The following is a 26,236-nucleotide window of genomic DNA, read 5'->3' as shown; positions in this document are numbered from 1 at the left end:
AGACTGGAATGGCGCGCCGACCAGCGGCGGGGGTGGGGACTAGGAGCCGGCCGGGGTCGTGGACCTCAGGGTGCCGTCGGGGGCTGCCAGGAGTACCGGGGTGTCCGGGCCGCCGAGGTCGCGGACGGCAGCCCGGTCGGCCTCCGCCGGGAACTCCGCGGCACTCACGACGGCCGCCGCCTCCAGGGACCGGGCCCCGCTGGCCACGGCCATCGCGACCGCGGTCTGCAGCGCGCTCAGCTTCAGGGAGTCGAGCTCCACCGTCCCCGCGACGTACGTACGTCCGGTCTCGTCCCGCACCGCCGCCCCCTCGGGCACGCCGTTGCGGGCCCGGGCGCTGCGCGCCAGCGTGATGATCTTGCTGTCCTCGGGGTCGATCCCGGTGCTCTCCGTCATGGTCGAAAGCATAGGGAGCGCCGGGCCCGCCCCGCGCAACGACCCCGCCCCGCCCGGACCGGTGCCCGGATCAGGGCCGGTCGAGCTTCAGGCGCTCGGCCCTCGGCAGTCCCGCGACGACCAGGTCGTAGGAGTCCTCGACGAGTTCGCGCAGCAGTGCGTCGGGGACCCCGCCCACCGTCACCGTGTTCCAGTGCCGCTTGTTCATGTGGTAGCCCGGCGCGATCGCCGCGTGCTCCTCGCGCAGCCGTACCGCCAGCTCCGGCTCGCACTTCAGGTTGATCTTCAGCGGCTCGGCGTCCAGCGCGCTGAGCGCGAACATCTTGCCCCTCACCTTGAACACCGAGGTCTCGGGGGTGAAGGGGAACTCCTCCACGGCCGCGTTGAAGCCCAGCAGGAACTCCCGCAGCTGCGCCGGGGTCATGCGCCCTCCTCCCCCGCGGGCTCCGCCGCGGCCACCGGCTCGACCAGCACCGTCACGATCTTGTTCCGCCGGCCCGCCGGCGACTCGGCCGTCAGCCGCAGGGGACGCCCGTCGGGCAGTTCCACCACCCCCGAGGCGCCCGCGATCGGTACCCGGCCCAGCGCCTTCGCCAGCAGCCCGCCCACCGTCTCGACGTCCTCGTCGTCGAAGGCCTCGACCTTGAACAGTTCGCCGAGGTCGGTGATGTCCAGGCGCGCCGTGACCCGGTAACGGTCCTCGCCCAGGTCCTCGACCGGCGGGAGCTCCCGGTCGTACTCGTCCGTGATCTCGCCGACGATCTCCTCCAGGATGTCCTCGATGGTGACGATGCCGGCCGTGCCGCCGTACTCGTCGATCACCACCGCCACGTGGTTGCGCACCTGCTGCATCTCGCGCAGCAGGTCGCCCGCGTTCTTGGTGTCCGGCACGAAGACCGCCGGGCGCATCGCCGTCGACACCAGGTCGGTCTCGGCCTCGCGGTTGACGTGCGTCTTGCGGACCAGGTCCTTCAGGTAGACGATCCCGACGATGTCGTCCTCGTTCTCCCCGGTGACGGGGATCCGCGAGAAGCCCGACCGCAGGGCGAGCGTCGTCGCCTGGCGGACCGTCTTGTAGCGCTCGATGCAGACCAGGTCGGTGCGCGGCACCATCACCTCGCGCACGAGCGTGTCACCGAGCTCGAAGACCTGGTGCACCATCCGGCGCTCGTCGTCCTCGATGAGCGATTCCTTCTCGGCGAGGTCGACCATCGCGCGCAGCTCGGCCTCGGAGGCGAAGGGCCCCTTGCGGAAGCCCTTGCCCGGCGTCAGCGCGTTGCCGATCAGGATCAGCAGCTGCGGGACCGGTCCCATGATCCGTGCGAGCGGCACCAGGACGTACGCGGACGCCGTCGCCGTGTTCAGGGGGTGCTGGCGGCCGATCGTGCGCGGGGAGACCCCCACGGCGACGTAGGAGACCAGCACCATGACGGCGATGGCCACCAGCAGCGCGGTCCAGTTCTCGCCGAACTCGTCCAGGCAGACGTAGGTGACGAGGACACCGGCCGCCATCTCGCAGGTGACCCGGACCAGCAGCGCCACGTTGAGGTAGCGGGTGGGGTCGCCGGCGACCTGGGCGAGCTTGTCGCTGCCGCGCCTGCCCTCCCGTACGGCCTGCTCGGCCCGGAAGATGGAGATGCGGGCGATGCCGGACTCCGCGCACGCCGCGAACCAGGCCACGACCACCAGCAGCACCGCGCCGGTGATCAGTTGCGGGGCGCTCACGAGACGGTGGGGGCCGGGGACGGGCCGGTGAGCCCGCGCTCGGTGCGCCAGCCGTCCACGATGGCGGCCTGGAGGCCGAACATCTCGGCCTTCTCGTCCGGCTCCTCGTGGTCGTAGCCGAGCAGGTGCAGCACCCCGTGGACGGTCAGGAGCTGGAGTTCCTCGTCCATGGAGTGCTGCGTGGGGGCTTCCTCACCCTGCTTCTTGGCGACCTCGGGGCAGAGCACGATGTCGCCGAGGAGCCCCTGCGGGGGCTCCTCGTCGTCCTTCGACGGCGGACGGAGCTCGTCCATCGGGAAGGACATGACGTCGGTCGGGCCCGGCAGGTCCATCCACTGGATGTGGAGCTGCTCCATGGCGTCCTCGTCGATGACGATGACGGAGAGTTCCGAGAGCGGGTGGATCCGCATCCGGGTGAGCGCGTAGCGGGCGATGTCGAGGATCGCCTGCTCGTCGACCTCGGTTCCGGACTCGTTGTTGACGTCGATCGACATGGTGCGCTGGGTTCTACTTCCGCTGGTAGCCGTTGGCGGCCTGCTGGCCGTCGTCGTACTTCTCGTACGCGTCGACGATACGGCCGACCAGCTTGTGCCGGACGACATCCTCGGACGTGAGCCTGGAGAAGTGGATGTCGGGTACCCCGTCGAGGATTTCCTGAACCTGACGCAGACCGCTCCTGGCCCCGCCGGGCAGGTCGATCTGCGTGATGTCACCGGTGATCACGATCTTCGAGTCGAAGCCGAGCCGGGTCAGGAACATCTTCATCTGCTCGGTGGTCGTGTTCTGGGCCTCGTCGAGGACCACGAACGCGTCGTTGAGCGTGCGGCCTCGCATGTAGGCCAGCGGCGCGACCTCGATCGTGCCCGCCGCCATGAGCCGCGGGATCGAGTCGGGGTCGAGCATGTCGTGCAGCGCGTCGTACAGGGGGCGCAGGTACGGGTCGATCTTGTCGAAGAGGGTGCCCGGCAGGAAGCCGAGCCGCTCCCCCGCCTCGACGGCGGGCCGGGTCAGGATGATCCGGCTGACCTGCTTGGACTGGAGGGCCTGAACCGCCTTGGCCATGGCGAGGTAGGTCTTTCCGGTACCGGCGGGGCCGATGCCGAAGACGATCGTGTTCTTGTCGATCGCGTCGACGTACCGCTTCTGGTTGAGGGTCTTGGGGCGGATGGTGCGACCGCGGCTGGAGAGGATGTTCTGCGTGAGCACCTCGGCGGGCGTCTCGGGCCCGTCGCCGTCACCGTTCGCGCTCGCCTTGAGCATGGCGATCGAGCGTTCCACTGCGTCCTCCGTCATCGGCTGCCCGGTGCGGAGCACCAGCATCATCTCGTCGAACAGTCGCTGGATCAGTGCGACTTCCGCCGCCTCACCGATCGCGCTGACCTGATTGCCCCGAACATGGATGTCGGCCTTCGGGAAGGCCTTCTCGATCACGCGCAACAGAGCGTCGCCCGAGCCGAGCACCGTCACCATCGGGTGCGTCGCCGGTACGGTGAAGTGCGCTCGCGCCTGCCCCGGCGCGGGGGTGTGGGCTGTCGATGTCTGAGTCATGGGCCGGCACTGTGGCCTGCGCATACCTCCTGCTGAGGGGCCGCGCCGATCGACGGCCTCCGGAGTACCAAGCGTACGTCGCCGCCGCGGCTTGCCCGAGAGGTTTTCCCCGCCGCCCCCGGCACGGCGCTGCTCCGCCGTCCCCCGGCTACGCGGAGTGCCGGAAGCCGATCGTGGGGACGGCCCTGCGCCGGGCGGCCGGGGTCGCGGCCGACGGGATCAGGTCGTCCAGGAAGCCGTAGCGGCCGCGCAGCGCGGCCGGGGCGCCCCGCCACCAGTGGGCCACCTCCGGCCAGCCGGGGGCCGAGAGGGAGCCGCCGAACTCCTGGACCGACAGGGCCGCGGTGAGTCCGGCGAAGGCCAGCCGGTCCGCGAGCGGCCAGCCGGCCAGGGTTCCGGTGACGAACCCCGCCACGTAGACGTCGCCCGCGCCCGTGGGATCCAGGGCGTCGACCGTGATGCCGGGGACGTGCGCCGACTCACCGGTGCGCCCGTCCACCGCGTACGAGCCCTCGGGGCCCATGGTCACGACCGCGATGGGCACCTTGTCGGCCAGCGCGCGGGCCGCGGCCCGCGGACACTCGGTGCGCGTGTACCGCATCGCCTCGCCGGCGTTCGGCAGGAAGGCCTCGCAGTGCTCCAGGTCGGCCAGGGCGCCCAGGTCCCAGCGGCCGCTCTCGTCCCAGCCCACGTCCGCGAAGACCCGCGAGCCGCGCCGGGCGGCCTCGCCGATCCACTCCTCGCCGCGGCCCGGCCCGAGCGAGGCCACAGCGGCGCGGGCCCGCGGCGGGCACTGCGGGAAGGGCCCGGGGCCCGCCGGCGGAGGGGCCTCGTGGCCGTGGGAGACCATCGTGCGCTCGCCCTCGTACGCCATCGAGACGGTGACCGGACTGTGCCAGCCGGGGACGGTCCGCGACATGGACAGGTCGATGCCCTCGCCCTGCTCCAGGGCGTCCCAGCAGTACTCGCCGTAGTGGTCGTCGCCGAAGGCCGCCGCCAGCGAGGTGCGCAGGCCGAGCCGGGCCAGGGCGGTGGCCATGTTGGCGACCCCGCCGGGGCTGGAGCCCATGCCGCGTGCCCAGGACTCCGTACCGCGCACGGGCGCCGAGTCGAGGCCGGTGAAGATGATGTCGAGGAAGACCGTGCCGGTCAGGAAGACGTCGCAGCCCGGTTCCTCCGGGTCGCGCACCGGACCGAGCGGGTCCAGGGCTGCGGTGCGGCTGTCGAGGTCCCCACTGGTCACGGTGGTCTCCCCTGTCGGTCTCGAAGGGCCGTTTCTCGGTGAAATCTGCCAGGTCTCCCGCCCGCGACGGGAGCAGAACCCAGTGTGGCGCAGATCACTTCGACACGTGCCCTCCGGCCCGGGGACGGCGCGCGTCCCCGGGCCGGCCGCGTCAGCGCCGCTTCGGCAGCGGTACCCGCATCAGGTCCGCGGCCACGGTGAGCTCCCCCTCGAACCCCGCCGCCCGGGCCTGGCGCTCGAACTCGGCGGGATCGGTGTAGCGCTGGGAGAAGTGCGTGAGCACGAGGTGGCGTACGCCCGCCTCCCGCGCCACCCGCGCCGCCTGTCCGGCGGTGAGGTGCCCGTGGTCGGTGGCCAGCCGTTCGTCCTCGTCGAGGAAGGTGGACTCGATGACGAGCATGTCGCAGCCCTCGGCGAGCGCGTGCACGCCGGGGCAGAGCCGGGTGTCCATGACGAACGCGAAGCACTGGCCGGGCCGGGGCTCGCTGACGTCCTCCAGGGTGACGCCGCCGAGCCGTCCCTCCCGCTGGATCCGGCCCACGTCGGGGCCCTTGATCCCGTGCCGGGCGAGCCGTTCGGGCACCATCCGGCGCCCGTCGGGCTCGGTGATCCGGTAGCCGAAGGACTCCACCGGATGGGAGAGCCGCCGGGTCTCGAGGAGGTACGAGCCCCCCTGCGCCACCGGGCCGTCCTCGGCGACGGGTTCCTCCCGGAGGGGCACGGTCTCCCGGTAGGCCGTGGCGTACCGCAGCCGGTCGAAGAACTTCTGTCCCGATGCCGGGTAGTGCGCGGCGACGGGGTGCGGGACCTGGTCCAGGTTGATCCGCTGGATCACCCCGGCGAGGCCGAGACTGTGGTCCCCGTGGAAGTGGGTGATGCATATCCGGTTGATGTCGTGCGCGGCCACCCCGGCGCGCAGCATCTGCCGCTGCGTGCCCTCGCCCGGGTCGAAGAGGATGCCCTCGCCGTCCCAGCGCAGCAGGTAGCCGTTGTGGTTGCGGTGGCGGGTGGGCACCTGGCTGGCGGTGCCCAGCACCACGAACTCTCTGGCGGACACGGGCTAGCCGGGGGGCCACTGGAGGCCGCGGCCGCCCAGGACGTGGGCGTGGGCGTGCCAGACGGTCTGCCCGGCGCCGGCGCCGGTGTTGAAGACGATCCGGTAGCCGGGGTCGTCGATCTTCTCGTCGGCGGCGACCTGTGCGGCCTCGCGCAGTACGTCGGCGGCGACGCCCGGCTCGGCCGCCGCGAGGGAGGCCGCGTCCGGGTAGTGCACCTTGGGGATGACGAGCACGTGCGTGGGCGCCTGCGGGTTGATGTCCCGGAAGGCGACGGTGGTGTCGCTCTCCCGGACCACCGTCGCCGGGACGGCACCCTCGACGATCTTGCAGAACAGGCAGTCGGCCTGCGGTTCCCCGGCCATTGCTCACCCTCCCGTGATGTTGATCGGTCCGGGCATCGTATCCATCCGGGCGTCCGCCGCGGGGATGTGTTCCGGCCGGTCAGGCCCAGCGGCCGGTGCGGGCCAGCAGGACCGCGGCGGCGGCGGTGCCGGCGGTGGAGGTCCGCAGGACGGACCGGCCCAGGCGGTAGGGGTGGGCGCCCGCCGCGGCGAAGACCTCCAGCTCCTCCGGGGAGACGCCGCCTTCCGGGCCCACCACCAGGACGACACTGCCGGAGGCCGGCAGCGCGGCCGTGGCCAGGGCCTGCGACGGGGTGTCGCGGTCCTCGTGCAGGACCATCGCCAGGTCGGCGCCGGCCAGCAGGGCCGCGACCTGCTTGGTGGACATGGCCTCGGCCACCTCCGGGAAGCGGACCCGGCGTGACTGCTTGCCCGCCTCCCGGGCCGTGGCCCGCCACTTGGCCAGGGACTTGGCCCCGCGCTCGCCGCGCCACTGGGTGATGCAGCGGGAGGCCTGCCAGGGCACGATCGCGTCCACGCCGGTCTCCGTCATGGTCTCGACGGCCAGCTCGCCCCGGTCCCCCTTGGGCAGCGCCTGCACCACGGTGATACGGACGGCGGGCTCCTCCTCCCGGCCGGTGGAGGAGACCGCGACGACGAGCCGGTCCTTGCCCTCGGCCGCCTTCACGACGGCCTCCGCCCAGCCGCCGCGGCCGTCCGTCAGGACGAGCCGCTCGCCCGGAGCGAGCCGTTTGACGGACACGGCGTGCCGGCCCTCCGGCCCGTCCAGGACGGACTCCGTCCCCTCAGGGATCTCTTCGACCACGAACACCGGGGCCGTCATGACGCACTCCTCATCTGCATGTCCTTCAACGTGCTCCGTGCCTCGGCGAGTTCCGCCGCCAGCACCTCCACCAGCTCCGCCGCCGGCAGGGCCCGTGCGAGCCGGTGCCCCTGGCCCGCCCACAGGGCCATGCCCTGTGCGTCGCCGGCCGCCGCGGCCGCCTTGCGCAGACCCGAGGTCAGGTGGTGCACCTGGGGGTAGGCGGCGGGGGCGTAGGGGCCGTGCTCCCGCACGAAGCGGTTGACGAGCCCCCGCGCCGGCCGGCCGGAGAAGGCGCGGGTCAGCTCCGTCCGGACGAACAGCGGGTCGGTCAGGGCCTTCTTGTGCAGGGGGTCCGCGCCGGACTCGGGACAGACCAGGAAGGCCGTCCCGAGCTGCGCCGCCGCCGCACCGGCCGCCAGCAGCGCGGCGATCTGCGCACCGCGCATGACCCCGCCGGCGGCGATGATCGGCAGGGCCACGGCCTCCCGTACCTGCGCCACCAGCGCGAGCAGTCCCACGGCCGCCGTGCCGTCGATCTGGGGGTCGTCCCGGTGGGTGCCCTGGTGCCCGCCTGCCTCCACGCCCTGGACGCAGACGGCGTCGGCGCCCGCCTGCTGCGCACTGCGGGCCTCCTCCACGGAGGTCACCGTGACGACGGTGTACGTACCGGCCTTGCGCAGGGCGGCGAGGGCGGAGGGGGAGGGGCAGCCGAAGGTGAACGACACGGCCGGCACCGGGTCCTCCAGGAGGATGGCGAGCTTGGCGTCGTAGCCGTCGTCGCTGGTGCCGATGAGGTCCTCCTCGGCGAGCGAGATCTCGTACCAGCTGGCCTCGCCGGCCAGCTGCCCGCGGTAGGCCTCCACCGCGGCCGGGTCGACGTACCCGGTCTGCGGCATGAAGAGGTTGACCCCGAAGGGGCGGCGGGTGAGGGCCCGCACCTGCTTGATCTCCTGGTACATCCCGTCGGCGGTCTTGTAGCCCCCGGCCAGGAAGCCGAGCCCGCCCGCCTCGCACACAGCGGCGGCGAGGGGCGGGCAGGAGGCGCCGCCGGCCATGGGGGCCTGCACGATCGGATGGGAGGAGAGACCGTTCGCCGCGGTGGACATGCACTGCATCGTGCCACGTCCCGCGCGGGCGGCCGAATCACCGCATTCGCCTGGCACATTCCTCCTCCCGGCGGGTCCGCGGACGGTTTTCCGGGGCCACGCGAAGAGCCCGGCCGGGAGGACCCGGGCCGGGCTCGAAGCGGTGCGCGCCGTGCCGTCAGCGACCGTTGAACGCGTCCTTCAGGCGGCTGAAGAGGCCCTGCTGGCCGGGCGCGAACTGGCCCATGGGCCGCTCCTCCCCGCGCAGCTTGGCGAGCTGGCGCAGCAGCTCCTCCTGCTGGGCGTCCAGCTTGGTCGGGGTGGTGACCTCGACGTGGACGATCAGGTCTCCGCGGCCGCCGCCGCGCAGGTGGGTGACGCCGCGCCCGTGCAGCGGGATGGCCTGGCCGGAGCCGGTGCCGGGCCGGATGTCGATCTCCTCCAGGCCGTCCAGCGTCTCCAGCGGGCACTTGGTGCCCAGTGCGGCCGCCGTCATCGGGATGGTGACCGTGCAGTGCAGGTCGTCCCCGCGCCGCTGGAAGGTCGGGTGCGCCAGCTCGTGGATCTCCACGTACAGGTCGCCGGCGGGGCCGCCGCCGGGGCCGACCTCGCCCTCGCCCGCCAGCTGGATCCGGGTGCCGTTCTCGACACCGGCGGGGATCTTGACGGTGAGGCTGCGGCGGGAGCGGACCCGGCCGTCACCCGCGCACTCGTGGCAGGGGGTCGGGACGACGGTGCCGAAGCCCTGGCACTGCGGGCAGGGGCGCGAGGTCATGACCTGGCCCAGGAAGGACCGGGTGACCTGCGAGACCTCACCGCGGCCGCGGCACATGTCACACGTCTGCGCCGAGGTGCCGGGGGCGGCGCCCTCGCCGGAGCAGGTGGTGCAGACGACGGCCGTGTCGACCTGGATGTCCTTGGTCGTCCCGAAGGCCGCCTCGTCCAGCTCCAGGTCGAGGCGGATCATGGCGTCCTGGCCGCGCCGGGTCCGCGAGCGCGGGCCGCGCTGCGAGGCCTGGCCGAAGAAGGCGTCCATGATGTCGGAGAAGTTGCCGAAGCCGCCCGCTCCGAAGCCGCCGGCGCCACCGCCGCCGCCCGAGGAGGACAGCGGGTCGCCGCCGAGGTCGTAGACCTGCTTCTTCTGCGGGTCCGACAGCACCTCGTAGGCCGCGTTGATCTCCTTGAAGCGCTCCTGCGTCTTCGGGTCCGGATTCACGTCCGGGTGGAGTTCACGCGCGAGGCGCCGGAAGGCCTTCTTGATCTCGTCCTGCGATGCGTCGCGGCGCACGCCGAGAACGGCGTAGTAGTCCGTGGCCACTTACGACTCCGCCAGGATCTGTCCGACGTAACGTGCCACTGCGCGTACCGCTCCCATCGTTCCGGGGTAGTCCATGCGGGTCGGTCCGACCACGCCGAGTTTGGCGACCGTTTCGCCGCCCGAACCGTAACCGACCGAGACGACCGACGTGGAGTTGAGCCCCTCGTAGGCGTTCTCGTGCCCGATCCGTACGGCCATCCCCGACTCGTTGGCCTCGCCGAGCAGCTTGAGGAGCACGACCTGCTCCTCCAGCGCCTCCAGCACCGGCCTGATCGTCAGGGGGAAATCGTGTCCGAAGCGGGTGAGATTGGCGGTGCCGCCGATCATCAGCCGCTCCTCCGCCTCCTCGACCAGCGTTTCGAGGAGGGTCGACAGCACGGTGGAGACCGTGCCGCGGTCGTCGGCCTCGAAGGACTCGGGAAGGTCCTTGACCAGCGGCGGCACATCGGTGAAGCGCCGGCCGACGACCCTGCTGTTGAGCCGGGCCCGCAGGTCGGCCAGCGAGGCCTCTCCGAAGGGGCTCGGGCAGTCGACGATCCGCTGCTCGACCCGCCCGGTGTCCGTGATCAGTACGAGCATCAGGCGCGCGGGGGCCAGCGAGAGCAGCTCCACGTGCCGGACGGTCGACCGGGTCAGGCTGGGGTACTGCACGACCGCGACCTGCCGGGTGAGCTGCGCGAGCAGCCGCACCGTGCGGCCGACGACGTCGTCGAGGTCGACGGCCCCGTCGAGGAAGTTCTGGATGGCCCGGCGCTCGGGCGTCGACAGCGGTTTGACCCCCGCCAGCTTGTCGACGAAGAGGCGGTAGCCCTTGTCGGTGGGGATCCGGCCGGCGCTGGTGTGGGGCTGGGCGATGTAGCCCTCCTCCTCCAGCACCGCCATGTCGTTGCGCACGGTGGCGGGCGAGACGCCGAGCCGGTGCCGCTCGGTGAGCGCCTTGGAGCCGACGGGCTCCTCCGTCCCGACGTAGTCCTGGACGATGGCGCGCAGCACTTCGAGTCTGCGTTCGCTGAGCATCGCGCGCACCTCCAGCGTCATCCGTTGCCGTGTTCTGCCGTGTTCGGCCGTTCGTTGGCACTCTGTATGTGCGAGTGCCAAAGAGCCCCCGCTCAGTGTACGGCCGGGTGGTGAGACCGTGGCAAGGGAGGCCCGCCAGGGTAGCGTCGCGGCATGGACGTGCGTTGGGAAGAGGCGGGCTGGGAACGGCTCACCGGACGGGTCGGCCGGCAGCGGCTTCCGGTGTGGGACTGCACGGTGGGACTGGTGGTGGGGGACGAGTCGGTCCTCCTGATCGACCCCGGTTCGAGCGTGCGCGAGGGCGCGCGGGTGAGGTCGGAGGCCGAGCGGCTGACGGGCCGGAGCGTGACCCATATCGCATTCACGCACGGGCATTTCGATCACGTCCTGGGCGCGTCCGCCTTCTCCGGGGTCCAGGTCTTCGGCGCGGTGGGACTGGACGCGCTGCTGGCGTCGGGCCGGGAGGAGCTGTGCGGGGACGCGGTGCGGCACGGACTCGCGGAGGCGGAGGCCGCCGAGGCGGTGGACCTGCTGGTACTGCCCGGGCACCCGGTCTCGGGCGAGCGGACGCTGGAGCTGGGCGGGGTGCAGGTGCTGCTGGCGAACGTGGGGCCCGGTCACACCGGGCACGACCTGGCCGTCTTCGTCCCGGGCGAACGGGAGACGGTGTTCTGCGGGGACCTGGTGGAGGAGTCGGGCGAGCCGTCGACCGGCCCCGACGCGATGCCGCGGCAGTGGCCCGCCGCCCTGGACCGGCTGTTGGCGCTGGGCGGTGAGGACGCGCTGTACGTGCCGGGTCACGGAGCGGTGGTCACCGCGGACTTCGTGCGTGCGCAACGCGCCACACTGGCGGCCCGTTCCGGCGTGTCGTAGCCGCGGCGGGCACGGCTCTCCTACTCTCGGCCGGATGCGCGAGTACTCCCCCGATCTCACCCCGCAGTGGAAGCGCCCCAGGGCCGTACCGGAGGTCGCCGCGGAACCGGACCTCGTGGTCGAGGTCGCGGGGACGGACTTCTGTGGCGCGGTGGTGGCCTGCGAGGCCGGCACGGTGACCCTGGAGGACCGCTTCGGCAAGCGCCGGGTCTTCCCGATGGAGCCGCGTGGCTTCCTGCTGGACGGCGCGGTGGTCACCCTGGTCCGGCCGCCCCGGGGTCCGGCGGCGCCGGCCCGTACGGCGTCGGGGTCGATCGCCGTGCCCGGCGCCCGGGCGCGGGTGGCCCGGGCGGGCCGGATCTACGTGGAGGGACGGCACGACGCCGAGCTGGTGGAGCGGGTCTGGGGCGACGACCTGCGCATCGAGGGCGTGGTCGTGGAGTACCTGGAGGGCGTGGACGACCTCCCCGCGGTGGTGGCGCAGTTCGGTCCGACGCCGGACGCCCGGCTGGGGGTGCTCGTGGACCATCTGGTGCCGGGCTCCAAGGAGTCCCGTATCGCCGCCTCCGTCACCTCGCCGGACGTGCTGGTGGTGGGCCACCCGTACGTGGACGTCTGGCAGGCGGTGAAGCCGTCCGCGCTGGGCATCGCGGCCTGGCCGGTGGTCCCGCGCGGCCAGGACTGGAAGACGGGCGTCTGCCGGGCCCTGGGCTGGCCGGAGAACACCGGCGCCGCCTGGCAGCACATCCTGTCCCGGGTGGGCTCCTACAAGGACCTGGAGCCGACTTTGCTGGGCCGCGTGGAGGAGCTCATCGACTTCGTCACGGGCGACGGCGCGGCCTGACGCGCTCGAAGGTGCCGCAGTCGCCCGTGTCCGGCCCGCTGCCGAAGCGCTCGACTCAGTCGACCAGGTCGCGGACCACGGCGTCGGCCAGGAGCCGCCCGCGCAGGGTCAGCACGGCCCGCCCCGTCTCGTACGGGCCCGGCTCCAGCAGGCCGTCCGCGAGGGCCTTGCGGGACGCCGCGAGGCCGGCGGGGGCCAGCAGCGACAGCGGGACGCCGTCCACGAGGCGCAGCTCCAGCAGGATCCGCTCCACGCGCCGGTCCTCCTCGGAGAGCCGTTCGCGCCCCGCGCCCGGGGAGCGTCCCTCGGCGAGGGCCGCGGCGTAGGCGCCGGGGTGCTTGACGTTCCACCAGCGGACCCCGCCCACGTGGGAGTGGGCGCCCGGTCCGGCTCCCCACCAGTCGGCGCCGCGCCAGTACAGCTCGTTGTGCAGGCAGCGGCCGGCCTGCGAGGCGGCCCAGTTCGACACCTCGTACCAGGAGTAGCCGGCCTCGGCCATGACCTCGTCGGCGATCAGGTAGCGGTCGGCGTGGACGTCGTCGTCGGTCATGGGGACCTCGCCGCGCCGGATCCGGCGGGCCAGCTGCGTGCCCTCCTCGACGATCAGGGCGTAGGCGCTGATGTGGTCCGGTCCGGCGCCGAGGGCGGCGGCGAGGGAGTCGCGCCAGTCCTGGTCGGTCTCGCCGGGCGTGCCGTAGATCAGGTCGAGGTTGACGTGGTCGAAGCCCGCCGCGCGCGCCTCCGCGACGCACGCCTCGGGGCGCCCGGGCGTGTGCGTGCGGTCCAGGACCTTCAGGACGTGCTGCTTGGCGCTCTGCATGCCGAAGGAGATCCGGTTGAAGCCGCCGGCGCGCAGCTCGGCCAGGTACGCCGGGTCCACGGACTCGGGGTTGGCCTCCGTCGTGACCTCGGCGTCGTCGGCCAGGCCGAACTCGTCCCGGATCGCCGCGAGCATCCGTACGAGGTCGGCGGCGGGCAGCAGCGTCGGTGTGCCGCCGCCGACGAAGACGGTGCGGACGGGCCTCGGGTCGCCGCCGAGGACCTTGCGCGCCAGCCGGACCTCGTCGATCAGGGTGTCCGCGTAGTTCTCGCGGGAGGCGAGCACCCCTCCGGTGCCCCGCAGCTCGGTGGCCGTGTAGGTGTTGAAGTCGCAGTAGCCGCAGCGCGTGGCGCAGTACGGGACGTGCAGGTAGAAGCCGAGCGGCCGCTCCCCCGCGCCCGCCAGGGCGTGCGACGGCAGCGAGCCGTCTTCGGGCATGGGTTCACCGTCGGGGAGTGCGGAAGGCATACCCCCATCATCCCGTACCGGACGCCCGCTCCGGCCCGCCGGCGTCCGCTGCGCGGCAGGAGGGCGGCGGGGCGGCCCGGCCGCCCAGCCCCGCCCCACCGGGCCCGCGGCAGGCGCTACGCCTCGCGGGCTCCCTCGTACATCTCGTCGATCAGGTGCTTGAACTCACGCTCGACGACCGGCCGCTTCAGTTTGAGGCTGGGGGTGAGGTCGCCGTGCTCGACGTCCAGGTCGCGCGGCAGGATCCGGAACTTCTTGACCGTCTGCCACCGCTGGAGGCCCTCGTTCAGGGTCTGGACGTAGGTCTCGATCAGCCGTTCGGTCTCCGGAGCCGCCAGGACCTCCTTGTACGCGCGGCCCTCCAGTCCGTTCTCGGCCGCCCAGCCCAGGATCGACGGCTCGTCGAGCGCGATCAGGGCGGTGCAGAAGTTCCGGTCGGCGCCGTGCACGACGATGGTCGACACGTACGGGCAGATCGCCTTGAACCGGCCCTCGATCTCGGCCGGGGCGACGTACTTGCCGCCCGAGGTCTTGATCAGGTCCTTCTTGCGGTCGGTGATGCGCAGGTAGCCGTCGGCCGAGAGTTCCCCGATGTCGCCGGTGTGCAGCCAGCCGTCGGGCTCCAGGACCTCGGCGGTCTTGTCCGGCTGCCGGTGGTAGCCCTGCATGATGCCGGGGCCGCGCAGCAGGACCTCGCCGTCGTCCGCGATGCGGACCTCGGTGCCGGGAAGCGGCTTGCCGACGGTGCCGGTGCGGTAGGCCTCGCCGGGGTTGACGAAGGAGGCCGCGCTGGACTCGGTCAGGCCGTAGCCCTCCAGGATGTGGACGCCGGCGCCGGAGAAGAAGAAGCCGATGTCGGGCGCGAGGGCGGAAGCGCCGGAGACCGCGGCGCGGAGCCTGCCGCCGAAGGCCTCGCGGAGCTTGGAGTAGACGAGCGCGTCGGCGACCTTGTGCTTGGTGGTCAGCGCGAAGGGGGCGGTCGCCCGCCCGGTGCGGCGGAAGTTGTCCTGGGTCACCCTGGCGTACTCGCGGGCGACGCCGACGGACCACTGGAAGATCTTGTACTTGGCACCGCCGCCGGCCCGGGCCTTGGCGGCCACGCCGTTGTAGACCTTCTCGAAGATGCGCGGGACGGCCGCCATGTAGGTCGGCTGGACCACCGGCAGGTTCTCGATGATCTTGTCGATGCGGCCGTCGACGGCGGTGACGTGCCCGGCCTCGATCTGCCCGGAGGTCAGGACCTTGCCGAAGACGTGGGCCAGCGGCAGCCACAGGTACTGGACGTCCTCCTTGCCGATGAGGCCGGTGGCGACCATGGCCTTGGCCATGTACGACCAGTTGTCGTGCGGCAGCCGGACGCCCTTGGGCCGGCCGGTGGTGCCGGAGGTGTAGATGAGGGTGGCGAGCTGCTCGGGGGTGATGGACGCGATGCGCTCGTCCACGGCCTCGGGGTGCTTGGCGAGGTACTCCTTGCCCCGGGCCTCCAGGTCGGCCAGCGAGAGCACCCAGCCCTCCGGGTCGCCCTCGGCGGCCACCGCGTCCGCGGCCTCCAGGACCACGACGTGGCGCAGCCCCGGCAGGTCGGCGCGGCGCTCGCGCGCCTTCGCGAGCTGCGCGGCGTCCTCGGCGATGAGCACCCGGCTCTCGGAGTCGGACAGGATGAAGGCGGACTCGTCCGCGTTGGTGCTGGGGTAGATCGTGGTGACCGCGCCGCCGGCGCACATCACGCCGAGGTCGGAGAGGATCCACTCGACCCGGGTGTTGGAGGCGAGCGCGACGCGCTGTTCCGTTTCGAGTCCGAGGGAGATGAGTCCGGCCGCGATGGCGAAGACCCGCTCGGCTGCCTGGCTCCAGCTGAGCGACTTCCAGTCGTCGGCGCCGCCCGGGCCGCCGGCCGCGGGCACCGGGTACCGGTAGGCCTCCGCATCCGGCGTCGCTGCGACGCGCTCAAGGAAGAGCACCGCCACGGTGGGCGGGCGGTTCTCGAGATAGGTCTGTGTGTCGCTCACGACATCCTCCGGACCGAACCACGCGGGAAGTGCGTGGGCGTGGGGCGCTGGGGGCGCTTGGGACTGGCGGGTTTGCAGCCGTCGACTTTCCGAACTGGCGAGTAACCGTCGAGCAGTGATCAGACTAGAGGCCGTCCGGCGTGCGCGTAAGAGCCCGCGAGCGGCCGGTTCATAACGAAACGGGCCCCCGCGCCGATGCGCGGGGGCCCGAGTACGCCGGGTGGCGGATCCGTGGCTACTTCTTCTTGCCGCTGGACTCGTCACTGGAGAGGACGGCGATGAAGGCCTCCTGGGGGACCTCCACGGAGCCGACCATCTTCATGCGCTTCTTGCCTTCCTTCTGCTTCTCCAGCAGCTTCCGCTTACGGGAGATGTCACCGCCGTAGCACTTGGCGAGGACGTCCTTGCGGATGGCCCGGATGGTCTCGCGGGCGATGACGCGCGAGCCGATGGCGGCCTGGACCGGCACCTCGAAGGCCTGCCGCGGGATGAGCTCGCGCAGCTTGGCGACGAGGCGCACGCCGTAGGCGTAGGCGGCGTCCTTGTGGCAGACGGCGGAGAAGGCGTCGACCTTGTCGCCGTGCAGCAGGATGTCGACCTTGACCAGGCTGGAGGCCTGCTCGCCGGTGGGCTCGTAGTCGAGGGAGGCGTAACCGCGGGTCTTGGACTTCAGCTGGTCGAAGAAGTCGAAGACGATCTCGGCGAGCGGGAGGGTGTAGCGGATCTCGACGCGGTCCTCGGAGAGGTAGTCCATGCCGAGGAGCGTGCCGCGGCGCTGCTGGCACAGCTCCATGATCGCGCCGATGAACTCGGTCGGGGCGAGCACCGTGGCCCGGACGACCGGCTCGAAGACGTCCTTGATCTTGCCTTCGGGGAACTCGCTCGGGTTGGTGACGGTGACTTCCTTGCCGTCCTCCAGCACCACCCGGTAGACCACGTTGGGCGCGGTCGCGATCAGGTCGAGGCCGAACTCGCGCTCCAGGCGCTCGCGGACCACGTCCAGGTGGAGCAGGCCGAGGAAGCCGACACGGAAGCCGAAGCCGAGCGCCGCGGAGGTCTCGGGCTCGTAGACCAGGGCGGCGTCGTTGAGCTGGAGCTTGTCCAGGGCCTCTCGCAGCTCCGGGTAGTCGGAGCCGTCGAGCGGGTACAGGCCCGAGAAGACCATCGGCTTCGGGTCCTTGTAGCCGCCGAGGGACTCGGTGGCGCCGCCCGTCTGCTGGGTGATGGTGTCGCCGACCTTGGACTGGCGGACGTCCTTCACACCGGTGATCAGGTAGCCCACCTCGCCGACGGACAGGCCGTCGGCCGGCAGCATCTCGGGCGAGTTGGTGCCGATCTCCAGCAGTTCGTGCGTGGCGCCGGTGGACATCATCCGGATGCGCTCGCGCTTGTTGAGGGTGCCGTCGACGACACGGACGTAGGTGACCACGCCGCGGTAGGAGTCGTACACCGAGTCGAAGATCATCGCGCGGGCGGGGGCGTCCTTGACGCCGACCGGCGGCGGGACGGTCTCGACGACGCGGTTGAGCAGCGCGTCGACGCCGAGGCCGGTCTTGGCCGAGACGCGCAGGACGTCGTCGGGGTCGCAGCCGACCAGGTTCGCCAGTTCCTCGGCGAACTTCTCCGGCTGGGCGGCCGGCAGGTCGATCTTGTTGAGGACCGGGACGATCGCCAGGTCGTTCTCCATCGCCAGGTAGAGGTTGGCGAGGGTCTGGGCCTCGATGCCCTGGGCGGCGTCCACCAGGAGGACGGTGCCCTCGCATGCGGCGAGGGAACGCGACACCTCATAGGTGAAGTCGACGTGCCCGGGGGTGTCGATCATGTTCAGGATGTGCGTGGTCCCCGTGCCCCGGCCCTCGGTGGGGGCCCAGGGCAGGCGCACCGCCTGCGACTTGATCGTGATGCCGCGCTCACGTTCGATGTCCATGCGGTCGAGGTACTGGGCGCGCATCTGCCGCTGGTCGACGACACCGGTGAGCTGGAGCATCCGGTCGGCGAGGGTCGACTTGCCGTGGTCGATGTGCGCGATGATGCAGAAGTTGCGGATCAGCGCCGGGTCGGTACGGCTCGGCTCGGGCACGTGGCTGGGGATGGCGGGCACGCAGTGTCCTGATTCTCGGGTCGCTGTCGGATCTACTGTCGAACGGTACGCAGGCTCCATGGTCCCATGGACGGGGCGATGCGCTCGGTTTGGGCCGGTCGAACCACGCCTGGTAGCCTGGGCGACTGTGTCTCGTGTGCCCTCTCAGCAGTCGAGACACCATCCGAAGATCAAATCCTGAACCTGAAAAGGCTCTTTCGTGGCGAACATCAAGTCCCAGATCAAGCGGAACAAGACCAACGAGAAGGCTCGCCTTCGCAACAAGTCGGTCAAGTCCGAGCTGCGCACCTTCATCCGCAAGGCCAACGAGGCCATCCTCGCCGGCGACGCGGAGAAGGCCACCGCTGCGGCCCGCCTGGCTTCCAAGAAGCTGGACAAGGCCGTCTCGAAGGGTGTCATCCACAAGAACGCCGCCGCCAACAAGAAGTCGGCGCTGGCCTCCAAGGTTGCCGCCATCTGAGTTCCGCACTCGATGTGATCGCCGGAAGGGACCCAGCGGGCCCTCTCTCCCGCTCCTGACCGGCACCCCGCTCCGCACACGAAGCGTTCGCCACGCGGGTGCGGCGCACAGAGCAGTGACCGAAGGCCCCGGCCTCCGCCCTTCCCCAGGGCGGCGCCCGGGGCCTTCGCCGTTCCCCGACCCCCGTCGTGCCACCGGGCCGCGGGCGTGCCCGGGCCCTTGCCGTACCCGGGTTGTCGCCGTGGCCGCTCGGCGGCGGTCAGCGGCGTTGGGCGCGGGCTGCGCGGGCCACCGCGACGACCGCCTTCTCCAGGGCGTACTCCGGGTCGTCGCCCCCGCCCTTGACCCCCGCGTCGGCGGCGGCCACGGCGCGCAGCGCGTCCGCGACGCCGTCCGCCGACCAGCCGCGCATCTGCTGCCGGACCCGGTCGATCTTCCACGGCGGCATACCGAGGTCGCGGGCGAGGTCCCCGGGCCGGGCCCCGCGCGGGGCCGAGGCGAGCTTGCCGATCGCGCGGACCGCCTGCGCCAGGGCGCTGGTGATCAGGACCGGGGCCACCCCGGTGGCCAGGGACCAGCGCAGGGCCTCCAGGGCCTCGGCGGCGCGCCCCTCGACCGCCCGGTCGGCGACCGTGAAGCTGGAGGCCTCGGCCCGGCCGGTGTAGTAGCGGCCGACGACGGCCTCGTCGATGGTTCCCTCGACGTCGGCGCACAGCTGCGCCGCGGCGCTCGCCAGCTCCCGCAGGTCGCTCCCGATCGCGTCGACGAGTGTCTGGCACGCCTCCGGCGTCGCCGACCGGCCGAGCGTGCGGAACTCCCCCCGCACGAAGGCGAGCCGGTCCGCGGCCTTCGTCATCTTCGGGCAGGCGATCTCGCGGGCACCGGCCTTGCGGGCCGCGTCGAGCACGGCTTTCCCCTTGACCCCGCCCGCGTGGAGGAGGACCAGCGCGATCTCCTCGTAGGGCGCGGCCAGATAGGCCTTCACCTCCTTGACCGTGTCGGCGGACAGGTCCTGCGCGTTGCGCACGACCAGCACCTTGCGCTCGGAGAAGAGCGAGGGGCTCGCCAGCTCGGCGAGCGTGCCGGGCTGGAGCTGGTCGGAGGTGAGGTCGCGGACGTCGGTGTCGGTGTCGGCGGCCCGGGCCGCCGCCACCACCTCCCGCACGGCGCGGTCGAGCAGCAGCTCCTCCTGCCCCACCGCGAGGGTGATCGGGGCAAGGGGATCGTCGGTGGAGTTCTTCCTGGTGGCCATCGTCCCCAGCATCCCACGCCCCACCGACAGCCCCCCGCGCCCCGGTCCCCTCCACCCCGTGTTCGACAATGTCCGCGTGAACGTGCGCCATGTACTCGTCCTGCCCGACCGCGACTCCGCCGAGGAGGTGGCGCAGGAGGTCGTCGACCGCTTCGGCCTCCCGGAGGAACCGCAGTTGGTGCGCGACGCGCTGGCCGGCGAGGACGACGCCGAGGACGCCCAGTGGCTGGTGGTCGTCGAGGACCCGCGCGCACGGCTCGACGCCACCGCCCTGGACGACCTCGCCGCCGAGTACGAGGGCTGGCTGGAGGCTCCGTAGGCCCCGGCCGGCGGGGTCAGGCCTTGTGCACGATCTGGACGTCCAGTGTCACGTCCACGCTCGAACCGATCGCGGCGATCCCGTGCGCCAGCATCGACTGCCAGTTGAGGGTGAAGTCCTCCCGGTGGAGTTCGGCGGTGGCACGGCAGGCCGCCCGCACCTCGCCCTCCATGCCCGTCCCGAGTCCCAGGTACTGGGTGTCCAAGGTCACCGACCGGCTCACTCCGCGGAGGGTCAGGGCTCCCGCGACGGCCCAACGGCTGCCGGTGCGGTGGATGAACCGCTCGCTGTAGAACTCCACCGTGGGGTGGCGGACCGCGTCCAGGAAGTCCGCCGACCGCAGGTGGTCGTCGCGCAGCCGCACCCCCGTGTCGATGCTCGCCGTGTCGATGATCACGTGCATGGAGGAGTCCTCCATGCGCTCGGCTATCCGTACCGCCCCGGCGAACGTGTTGAACCGTCCGTTGATCCGGGCGAGGCCGATGTGCCGGGCCGTGAAGCCGATCGACGAGTGCGTCGGGTCGAGCTCCCAGTGGCCGGGCTGCGGCAGGATCGGCGGCTCCACCGCGTCGAGGATGATCTCCCCCGTACCGGGCTGCGCCGGGTCCCCCACGAGCGTGACCCCGTGGAACGGCGTGTACCCCTCGGCGGTGACGGACAGCCGGTACTCCCCCTCCGGCACGGCGGCCGTGAAGCCGCCGAACGGGTCGGTCTCGCCCCTGACGATCCGGCGGCCGATCGGGTCCGTCACCTCGAACGCCGCCTGCCGGACGGGCCGGTGGACCGTGTCGAGGACGCGGCAGCTGAGCAGACGCGCCGTCGGCGGCAACGTCAGTGTCGCGGATGTCTGCGGGCTGGAACTTCCGGCCGACTCCATCCCCCGTCGGCGACCGAACATGACGTGTGCACCCCCGTGCTGTGTGGACTGGGACCGTTCTGGCGAAGACGCATTCGATCATGCTGTCGGGTTGTGGGCAAACAGAGCGGTCGCGCCCGGTATGCCCGCGTCCCGTGCGGCGTCTCCTGCTGGGATACGCACGCAGCCGGACGCCGGTTCCGCTGACGGCGACCGAACCGTCGGTATCGGTGCGCAGCACCGTGGCTCCGGTTGCCCGCAGGCGGGCGAGCGTCCCCGGAGCGGGGTGTCCGTAGCGGTTGCCGGCGCCGACCGGGACGATCGCGAGCCGCGGCCGGATCCGCTCGTGCAGCCCGGGATCCTGGTGCGCGGACCCGTGGTGCGCGACCTTGAGGACGTCGACCGGCCCCAGCTGCGGATGCTCCCTCAGAAGTGCCTGCTGTCCTGCCGGTTCGAGGTCGCCGAGCAGCAGCAGGGTGAGCCCCGCACCCCGCACCAGCAGCACGACGCTGGCGTCGTTGGGCCCCTCGAAGGACGTGGGGCCCGACGGCGGCCACAGCACCTGCCACGCGAACGGGCCCGCCCGCCGCCGCTCCCCCTGCACCGCCGGTACGACCGGCACCCCCGCGGCCGCGGCGGTCCTGCGGACGAACTCGGCCTGTCCCGAGGGCTCTTCCAGCACGGTGGCCTGGATCATCCCCACGGACCGGCCCCGCAGCACGCCCGCGAGGCCTCCTACGTGGTCGGCGTGGAAGTGCGTCAGCAGCAGCATCGGCACCCGGTGCACCCCCAGCTCGCGCAGGCAGGCGTCCACGGGCCCGGGGTCGGCGCCGGCGTCGACCACGAGTGCCTCCCCCGGGCCGGTGGCCAGGACGGCTGCGTCCCCCTGCCCCACGGCGCACTGGACATAGCTCCAGTCGGGCGGCGGCCAGCCGGTGAGCGTACGGGTGAGCTGCGGCGGCCGCAGCACCGCCAGGAGCAGCAGCACCGCCACCGCGGAGCACAGCCACCGCCGCCGCCCCCAGCGGGCGGCGAGGACGACGACCGCCAGGGTGGCGGCGGCCAGCAGCAGCCCGCCGGTGAGCCCGCCGGGCCAAGGGAGTTCCGCACCGGGGAACCTCGCACCGGTCCGCGCCACGGCGGCGATCCACCCCGCGGGCACCCCCGCGCACCGGGCGAGCACCTCCGCGGCGGGCATCCAGAGCGGCGCCACCGCCAGCGCGGCGAAGCCGAGGACGGTCGCGGGACCGGCCGCCAGCTCGGCCAGCAGGTTGCACGGCACGGCCACCAGGCTGACCCGGGCAGCGAGTACGGCGACGACCGGTGCGCACACCGCCTGGGCGGCAGCGGCGGCGCCCACCGCCTCGGCGAGCCGCGGCCCCATCCCGCGCCGCCGCAGGGCCCCGCTCCACCGGGGAGCCAGGGTCAGCAGCGCCCCGGTCGCGAGGACCGAGAGCAGGAAGCCGTAGCTGCGGGCCAGCCACGGGTCGTAGAGCACCAGCAGCAGCACCGCGGCCCCGAGGGCGGGGATCAGCGACCTGCGGCGGCCGGTGGCGATGGCCAGCAGCGTGACCGCCCCGCAGGCCGCGGCCCGCAGCACGCTCGGCTCCGGCCGGCACACCACCACGAACGCCAGCGTCAGGGCCGCCCCGCACAGGGCGGTCGCCCGCAACGACAGCCCGAGCCGGGGCGCCAGCCCGCGCCGCTCCGCCTGTTGCGCCCGGCCGGGCGGGCCGATGAGCAGGAACAGCACCACGGTCAGGTTCGACCCGGAGACGGCCAGCAGGTGGAGCAGGTCGGTGGCCCGGAAGGCCTCGTGCAGGTCGGGCGGGACCCTGGAGGTGTCCCCGACGACCAGCCCCGGCAGCAGGGCCCTCGCATCCGGCGGGAGCCCCTCGGTGGCGTCGCGCAGCCCGGCCCGCAGCCGCCCCGCGAGCCGCTGGACGGCGTCCGGGCCGCCGGTCACCCGCGGTGGCGTGTCACCGGCCGGGCGGAGCAGTGCCACGGCCCGCTCCCCGGCCCGACCGGGGGCCAGCCGGGCCACCACCGCCACCCGGGTCGACGGCAGCAGCCGGGCCCACCCCCCATGCCCGGCCAGCACCCGCACCGGAGTGGCGACCCGGGTACTCGTCCCGTCGGGCCCGGTCACCCGCGTCACCACGGCGTCGAGCACCACCAGCGGCGGCCCGCTGCCGCTCCGTGCGGTCCTGGGATCGGAGGCGACGGTGAGGTCCGCGAGGACCCGGCCATGCCGGTCCGCCAGCCCGGCTACCGGCCCGGCCCGCGCCTCGGCCACCTGGAGCGCGGCAACACCAGCTCCCGCGGCAGCGGCCAGCAGGGCCGTCGCCACGGCCGGAGCGACCCTCCACAGGGCTCCCGGGCGCCGGCCCTGGACCAGCATCAGCAGCCCGGCGCCGACCACCGCCAGGCCCACGCCGAGGGCGGTCCGCCCGCCGGGGGCGCCGAGGGCCAGGGCGGCCGCCGCCCAGGCGGCCGCGGCGGGTGCCGCGAGACGCAGATCCGTGGGGCCCTCCCCCTCCGGCCGGTTCACGGCCGCACCAGCGTGCGCAGGTCGGCGAAGCGCCGTTCGCCGATTCCGTCGACCTGGCGGAGCTCCTCCACCGAGCGGAAGCCGCCGCGGGCGGTGCGGAAATCGACGATGTGCTGGGCCAGTACCGGCCCCACTCCCGGCAGGCCGTCCAGTTGCTCGACGGTGGCCGAGCCCAGACTGAGCGGCCCGGCGGCGGGCCCTGAGCGCGGCCCGCCCGCGGCACCTGCCGGCGGCGGCTGGGCCGTCGCGGCCACGCCCACCAGCACCTGTTCGCCGTCCACCAGTACCCGGGCCCGGTTCAGCCCGGTGGTGTCCGTACCCGGGCGCACTCCTCCGGCAGCTGCCAGCGCGTCCTCGACCCGGGACCCGGCGGGCAGCCGGCGGACCCCCGGATCCCGGACCTTGCCGCCGATGTCGACGACGATTGCGGCGGGCCCGGATCCCGCACCACCGCCGGCCGCGGGCGGTGCCCCGGGGGAGGCCGTGGCGCTCGCCGGCAGGACCGCCGGCGCGACCGGTGCGGGGGCCGTCACCTCACGCGGCCGGGCCGACCAGTACTGCTGTCCGGCGAAACCGACGGCGACGACGAGCACCACACCGACCGCGGCCACCGTCCGCGGCTCCACCGCGCAACGGGCCTGCAGCCACACCGGAAGCCGCTCCCGCACGGCCAGCCTTCGCACCGTGCCGGGCAGCAGGACGGCCGGCTCCCCCGACGGTGCAGGAGGGTCCTCCGCGGCCGGCGTGGGCGGCTGCTGCGGGCTGCCGCCCCCGAACAGGGCTTCGGCCCGTCGGCGCACCGCGTCCGGAATCGGACCGGAAGTGGAAGTGGAAGTGGGACTCCGGCCGGCACTGGGCCCAGGGCGCAGGCCGGGTCCGGGGTGTGGAGACACGTCGGGCGGTGGGCTCGGCCGCGGACCCGGGGACGGGTCCGCAGGCGCGGCCCGGAGGGCGTGGCGGCGCCTGCCGCGGACACGCCCGTGCCGCAGACGGCCGTCGGAGAGACGGGAACGGCCCGGGCCGCTGGTGGCGCCCGACGGATACGGAGTACGCGTTCGAAGAGTCATGCCACGACCGTAGGGGCAGCTCCCGACCGCCGTTCGGAGCCATCAATTCCGGTGGACAGCAGCCCCGTTGTGGATAACCGGGCCACTCCTTCCGGTGATCAGCGCGGCGAGACGACCGCCGCCAGGAGTCCCGGTCCGGTGTGTGCGCCGATCACCGCTCCCACCTCGCTGACATGCAGCTCGACCAGTCCGGGAATCCGCTCGCGGAGCCGCTGGGCGAGCTTCTCCGCCCGCTCCGGCGCCGCCAGGTGATGCACCGCCACGTCCACACCGGCGGAGCCGGCGCGCTCGACGGCCAGCTCCTCCAGGCGGGCGATGGCCTTGGAGGCCGTACGCACCTTCTCCAGCATCTCGATCCGCCCGCCGTCCAGGGTCAGCAGCGGCTTCACCGCCAGGGCCGAGCCGAGCAGGGCCTGCGCGGCCCCGATGCGGCCGCCGCGGCGCAGGTAGTCCAGGGTGTCGACGTAGAAGTAGGCGGACATGTCCGCGGCCCGCTTCTCGGCGGCCGCCACGGCCTCGTCCACGGAGCCGCCCGCTTCGGCGGCCTCGGCCGCGGCGAGCGCGCAGAACCCGAGGGCCATCGCCACCATGCCGGTGTCCACGACGCGTACCGGAACGGGCGCGGTCCTGGCGGCCACGACGGCCGCGTCGTACGTCCCGGAGAACTCGGCGGACAGGTGCAGGCTGACGATGCCGCTCGCCCCGGCGTCCGCGGCGGCCCGGTAGGCCCGTACGAACTCCTCCGGGCTGGGGCGGGAGGTGGTCACCGAACGGCGCTTCTGCAGGGCCTGGGCCAGACTGCGCGCCGAGATCTCGGTGCCCTCCTCCAGGGCCTCGCCGCCGAGCACCACGGTGAGCGGGACGGCGGTGATCCCGTGCCGCGCCATGGCCGGTCGGGGCAGGTAGGCCGTGGAATCGGTGACGATGGCGACATGGCGGGACATGAGGCGGAGGTTACCGCTCGGCGGGGCGGGGGCGCAGCCGGGGCCCCTGCGAAGGTGCGCGATGGCGCCGTGTCGGCTTCGGCCGGGGCGTCGGCAGGGCCGGCCCGGCACCTCCACGGCGGAGGCCGCGCGGGGCCTTCCCCACCTGGCGCCTCCGCGGCGGGGGCTCTGCTGAGCCTTCCGCAACCCCGTCCCTGCCCGAGGCTCGGTGTTCCGCCCCGAGACCCCGCCCCCGGGTCATGCCCCGAAGCCCCTGGGGCTCCGCCCCTGGAACCCCTTCCGGCTCACCCCGAGCCCGACACTCAGCCCGCGCTTTCCGGACGGGGGGTCTTCTGCCAGGGGTACTGGACCGTCGGGGTGGGCGGGTTCAGGGCTGCCGGCGGGGGCGTCGCGGACCGGGACTGCGGCTGGGACTGCGGCTGGGACTGCGGCTGGGACTGCGGCTGGGACTGCGGCTGGGACTGCGGCTGGGGCGGCGCGGAGTGGGTGGCGTCCCACTCCGCGGCCGCCGCCGCCAGGTCGTCCACCGGTTCGCGCGACCAGTCGCGCAGCGCGCCCGATTCCATCTCGATCTGCTCCGACAGCAGGGACAGCTCGTCCTCCGCGAAGCGGCGGGCCCGGTCGCGGGCGGCCCACCGAAGGGAGTCCGCCGCCTGGATGATCCTGCTCGCGCGCTCCCGCAGGTCCGGCAGCAGCTCGGCGGTCCGCCGCCGGTCCGGCTCCTGCTCCAGCCGCTTCAGCTCCCCGTCGAGCTCGTGACCGTGCGCGCTCAGCCGCTCGAACAGCCCGAGGGACTCCCGCAGCGATGCATCCGCCCGGGCCCCCTCGGCCAGTGCCTGCTGGGTGGCGCGCATCGACGTCCTCAGGTCCAGCCGCAGCTGCGCCAGCGCGCCCACCACTCCGACCTGGCCGAAGCTCTTGGCCCGCAGCGTGGTGTCCTCCACCGTGCGCCGCGCCTGCACGACGGTGCGCTCCACACCCCGCTTGGCCGCGCCCACCGCCTTGACCGTGAGGTACGCGCCGAGGCCGACCAAGGTCAGCAACATCAGCGCGAAGATGATCAACGCGGCCTCCATGACGGCCCCTTTCCCCAGGCGTCGGCTCTTCCCCTCCAC

At 73.0% G+C, this 26,236-nt stretch carries 24 protein-coding genes and 1 pseudogene; 4 read left to right on the top strand and 21 right to left on the bottom strand.

All coding sequences use genetic code 11. The features are described from left to right. Window positions 1–39: 39 nt before the first annotated feature. The 12 genes from IF89_RS0103870 to hrcA all read right to left on the bottom strand — a co-directional run bounded on the left by IF89_RS0103870 (window position 40) and on the right by hrcA (window position 10,557). Complete coding sequence (locus IF89_RS0103870; RefSeq protein ID WP_030761077.1) at window positions 40–396, bottom strand: cytidine deaminase; 357 nt, start codon at window positions 394–396, stop codon at window positions 40–42. 70 nt (window positions 397–466) lie between these two features. Then, window positions 467–820: an MmcQ/YjbR family DNA-binding protein gene (locus IF89_RS0103865; RefSeq protein ID WP_030761073.1), complete on the bottom strand. Its 354-nt coding sequence runs from the start codon at window positions 818–820 to the stop codon at window positions 467–469. After that, window positions 817–2,121, bottom strand: a complete 1,305-nt coding sequence (locus tag IF89_RS0103860) for a hemolysin family protein (RefSeq protein WP_030761070.1) — start codon at window positions 2,119–2,121, stop codon at window positions 817–819. Before IF89_RS0103860 ends, IF89_RS0103865 begins: the two co-directional genes overlap by 4 nt. After that, entirely contained in the window at window positions 2,118–2,615 is a 498-nt protein-coding gene (gene ybeY / locus IF89_RS0103855; protein WP_030761068.1) for an rRNA maturation RNase YbeY, read from the bottom strand. Before ybeY ends, IF89_RS0103860 begins: the two co-directional genes overlap by 4 nt. 13 nt (window positions 2,616–2,628) lie before the next feature. Further along, on the bottom strand, window positions 2,629–3,669 hold the full coding sequence (locus IF89_RS0103850) for a PhoH family protein (RefSeq protein WP_030761065.1): 1,041 nt from the start codon (window positions 3,667–3,669) through the stop codon (window positions 2,629–2,631). Between the two features lie 148 nt (window positions 3,670–3,817). Continuing rightward, a complete protein-coding gene (locus tag IF89_RS0103845; RefSeq protein WP_030761063.1) occupies window positions 3,818–4,912 on the bottom strand; it encodes a carbohydrate kinase family protein in 1,095 nt (364 codons plus the stop codon). Window positions 4,913–5,063: 151 nt separating this feature from the next. After that, the gene (locus IF89_RS0103840; RefSeq protein ID WP_030761059.1) at window positions 5,064–5,969 is read right to left on the bottom strand and encodes a ribonuclease Z; all 906 of its coding nucleotides are present in this window, start codon (window positions 5,967–5,969) and stop codon (window positions 5,064–5,066) included. A gap of 3 nt (window positions 5,970–5,972) precedes the next feature. Next, window positions 5,973–6,332, bottom strand: coding sequence for a histidine triad nucleotide-binding protein (locus IF89_RS0103835; RefSeq protein WP_030761056.1), 360 nt, complete (start codon window positions 6,330–6,332; stop codon window positions 5,973–5,975). Window positions 6,333–6,411: 79 nt separating this feature from the next. Beyond that, window positions 6,412–7,155, bottom strand: coding sequence for a 16S rRNA (uracil(1498)-N(3))-methyltransferase (locus IF89_RS0103830; RefSeq protein ID WP_030761052.1), 744 nt, complete (start codon window positions 7,153–7,155; stop codon window positions 6,412–6,414). Further along, window positions 7,152–8,243, bottom strand: coding sequence for a nitronate monooxygenase (locus IF89_RS0103825; RefSeq protein ID WP_030761049.1), 1,092 nt, complete (start codon window positions 8,241–8,243; stop codon window positions 7,152–7,154). The genes IF89_RS0103830 and IF89_RS0103825 overlap by 4 nt, the downstream gene beginning before the upstream one ends. A 157-nt stretch (window positions 8,244–8,400) precedes the next feature. After that, entirely contained in the window at window positions 8,401–9,540 is a 1,140-nt protein-coding gene (gene dnaJ / locus IF89_RS0103820) for a molecular chaperone DnaJ (protein WP_030027782.1), read from the bottom strand. Beyond that, a complete protein-coding gene (gene hrcA, locus IF89_RS0103815) occupies window positions 9,541–10,557 on the bottom strand; it encodes a heat-inducible transcriptional repressor HrcA (protein WP_030761045.1) in 1,017 nt (338 codons plus the stop codon). It lies immediately after the preceding gene. A 153-nt stretch (window positions 10,558–10,710) separates the two neighbouring features. Between hrcA and IF89_RS0103810 the strand changes: the two genes are divergently transcribed. Both IF89_RS0103810 and IF89_RS0103805 read left to right on the top strand, forming a co-directional pair. Beyond that, the gene (locus IF89_RS0103810; RefSeq protein WP_030761042.1) at window positions 10,711–11,430 is read left to right on the top strand and encodes an MBL fold metallo-hydrolase; all 720 of its coding nucleotides are present in this window, start codon (window positions 10,711–10,713) and stop codon (window positions 11,428–11,430) included. 34 nt (window positions 11,431–11,464) lie between these two features. Next, window positions 11,465–12,274: a DUF3097 domain-containing protein gene (locus IF89_RS0103805; protein ID WP_030761040.1), complete on the top strand. Its 810-nt coding sequence runs from the start codon at window positions 11,465–11,467 to the stop codon at window positions 12,272–12,274. Between the two features lie 55 nt (window positions 12,275–12,329). Here the strand turns inward: IF89_RS0103805 and hemW are convergent, their stop codons facing one another. The 3 genes from hemW to lepA all read right to left on the bottom strand — a co-directional run bounded on the left by hemW (window position 12,330) and on the right by lepA (window position 17,672). Continuing rightward, complete coding sequence (hemW, locus tag IF89_RS0103800; RefSeq protein WP_030761036.1) at window positions 12,330–13,562, bottom strand: radical SAM family heme chaperone HemW; 1,233 nt, start codon at window positions 13,560–13,562, stop codon at window positions 12,330–12,332. 116 nt (window positions 13,563–13,678) lie between these two features. Then, window positions 13,679–15,571 (bottom strand): AMP-dependent synthetase/ligase, encoded by a 1,893-nt coding sequence (locus IF89_RS0103795; RefSeq protein WP_030761034.1) that lies wholly within the window; start codon window positions 15,569–15,571, stop codon window positions 13,679–13,681. A 235-nt stretch (window positions 15,572–15,806) separates the two neighbouring features. Continuing rightward, complete coding sequence (lepA, locus tag IF89_RS0103790) at window positions 15,807–17,672, bottom strand: translation elongation factor 4 (RefSeq protein WP_030761032.1); 1,866 nt, start codon at window positions 17,670–17,672, stop codon at window positions 15,807–15,809. Window positions 17,673–17,871: 199 nt separating this feature from the next. Here lepA and rpsT point away from each other — a divergent pair, with 199 nt between their 5' ends. After that, window positions 17,872–18,132 (top strand): 30S ribosomal protein S20, encoded by a 261-nt coding sequence (gene rpsT / locus IF89_RS0103785; RefSeq protein ID WP_030030523.1) that lies wholly within the window; start codon window positions 17,872–17,874, stop codon window positions 18,130–18,132. 259 nt (window positions 18,133–18,391) lie between these two features. On the opposite strand, the gene holA is transcribed toward rpsT, so the two are convergent. Then, window positions 18,392–19,384 carry a DNA polymerase III subunit delta gene (gene holA / locus IF89_RS0103780; RefSeq protein WP_030761029.1) on the bottom strand — a complete coding sequence of 331 codons (993 nt, stop codon included), beginning with the start codon at window positions 19,382–19,384 and terminating at the stop codon, window positions 18,392–18,394. A 76-nt stretch (window positions 19,385–19,460) separates the two neighbouring features. On the opposite strand from holA, the gene IF89_RS0103775 reads away from it, so the two are divergent. Further along, complete coding sequence (locus IF89_RS0103775) at window positions 19,461–19,703, top strand: hypothetical protein (protein ID WP_030761026.1); 243 nt, start codon at window positions 19,461–19,463, stop codon at window positions 19,701–19,703. A 16-nt stretch (window positions 19,704–19,719) separates the two neighbouring features. On the opposite strand, the gene IF89_RS0103770 is transcribed toward IF89_RS0103775, so the two are convergent. From IF89_RS0103770 to IF89_RS0103750, 5 genes and pseudogenes are all read right to left on the bottom strand, one after another. Beyond that, entirely contained in the window at window positions 19,720–20,601 is an 882-nt protein-coding gene (locus tag IF89_RS0103770) for a YceI family protein (RefSeq protein WP_078628065.1), read from the bottom strand. 136 nt (window positions 20,602–20,737) lie between these two features. Beyond that, window positions 20,738–23,110 (bottom strand): annotated as a pseudogene (locus IF89_RS41730) (ComEC/Rec2 family competence protein); the annotation flags it as partial. Further along, on the bottom strand, window positions 23,107–23,910 hold the full coding sequence (locus IF89_RS37605) for a ComEA family DNA-binding protein (protein WP_324605295.1): 804 nt from the start codon (window positions 23,908–23,910) through the stop codon (window positions 23,107–23,109). The pseudogene IF89_RS41730 and the gene IF89_RS37605, both read right to left, overlap by 4 nt. 365 nt (window positions 23,911–24,275) lie before the next feature. Then, window positions 24,276–25,121, bottom strand: a complete 846-nt coding sequence (locus IF89_RS0103755) for a DegV family protein (RefSeq protein WP_030761017.1) — start codon at window positions 25,119–25,121, stop codon at window positions 24,276–24,278. Between the two features lie 302 nt (window positions 25,122–25,423). Beyond that, window positions 25,424–26,197, bottom strand: a complete 774-nt coding sequence (locus IF89_RS0103750) for a hypothetical protein (protein ID WP_030761014.1) — start codon at window positions 26,195–26,197, stop codon at window positions 25,424–25,426. Window positions 26,198–26,236: the final 39 nt, after the last annotated feature.

Source organism: Streptomyces sp. NRRL F-2664 (assembly GCF_000719345.1).
Lineage (GTDB): Bacteria > Actinomycetota > Actinomycetes > Streptomycetales > Streptomycetaceae > Streptomyces.
This window is presented reverse-complemented; position numbering and strand designations above follow the sequence as displayed.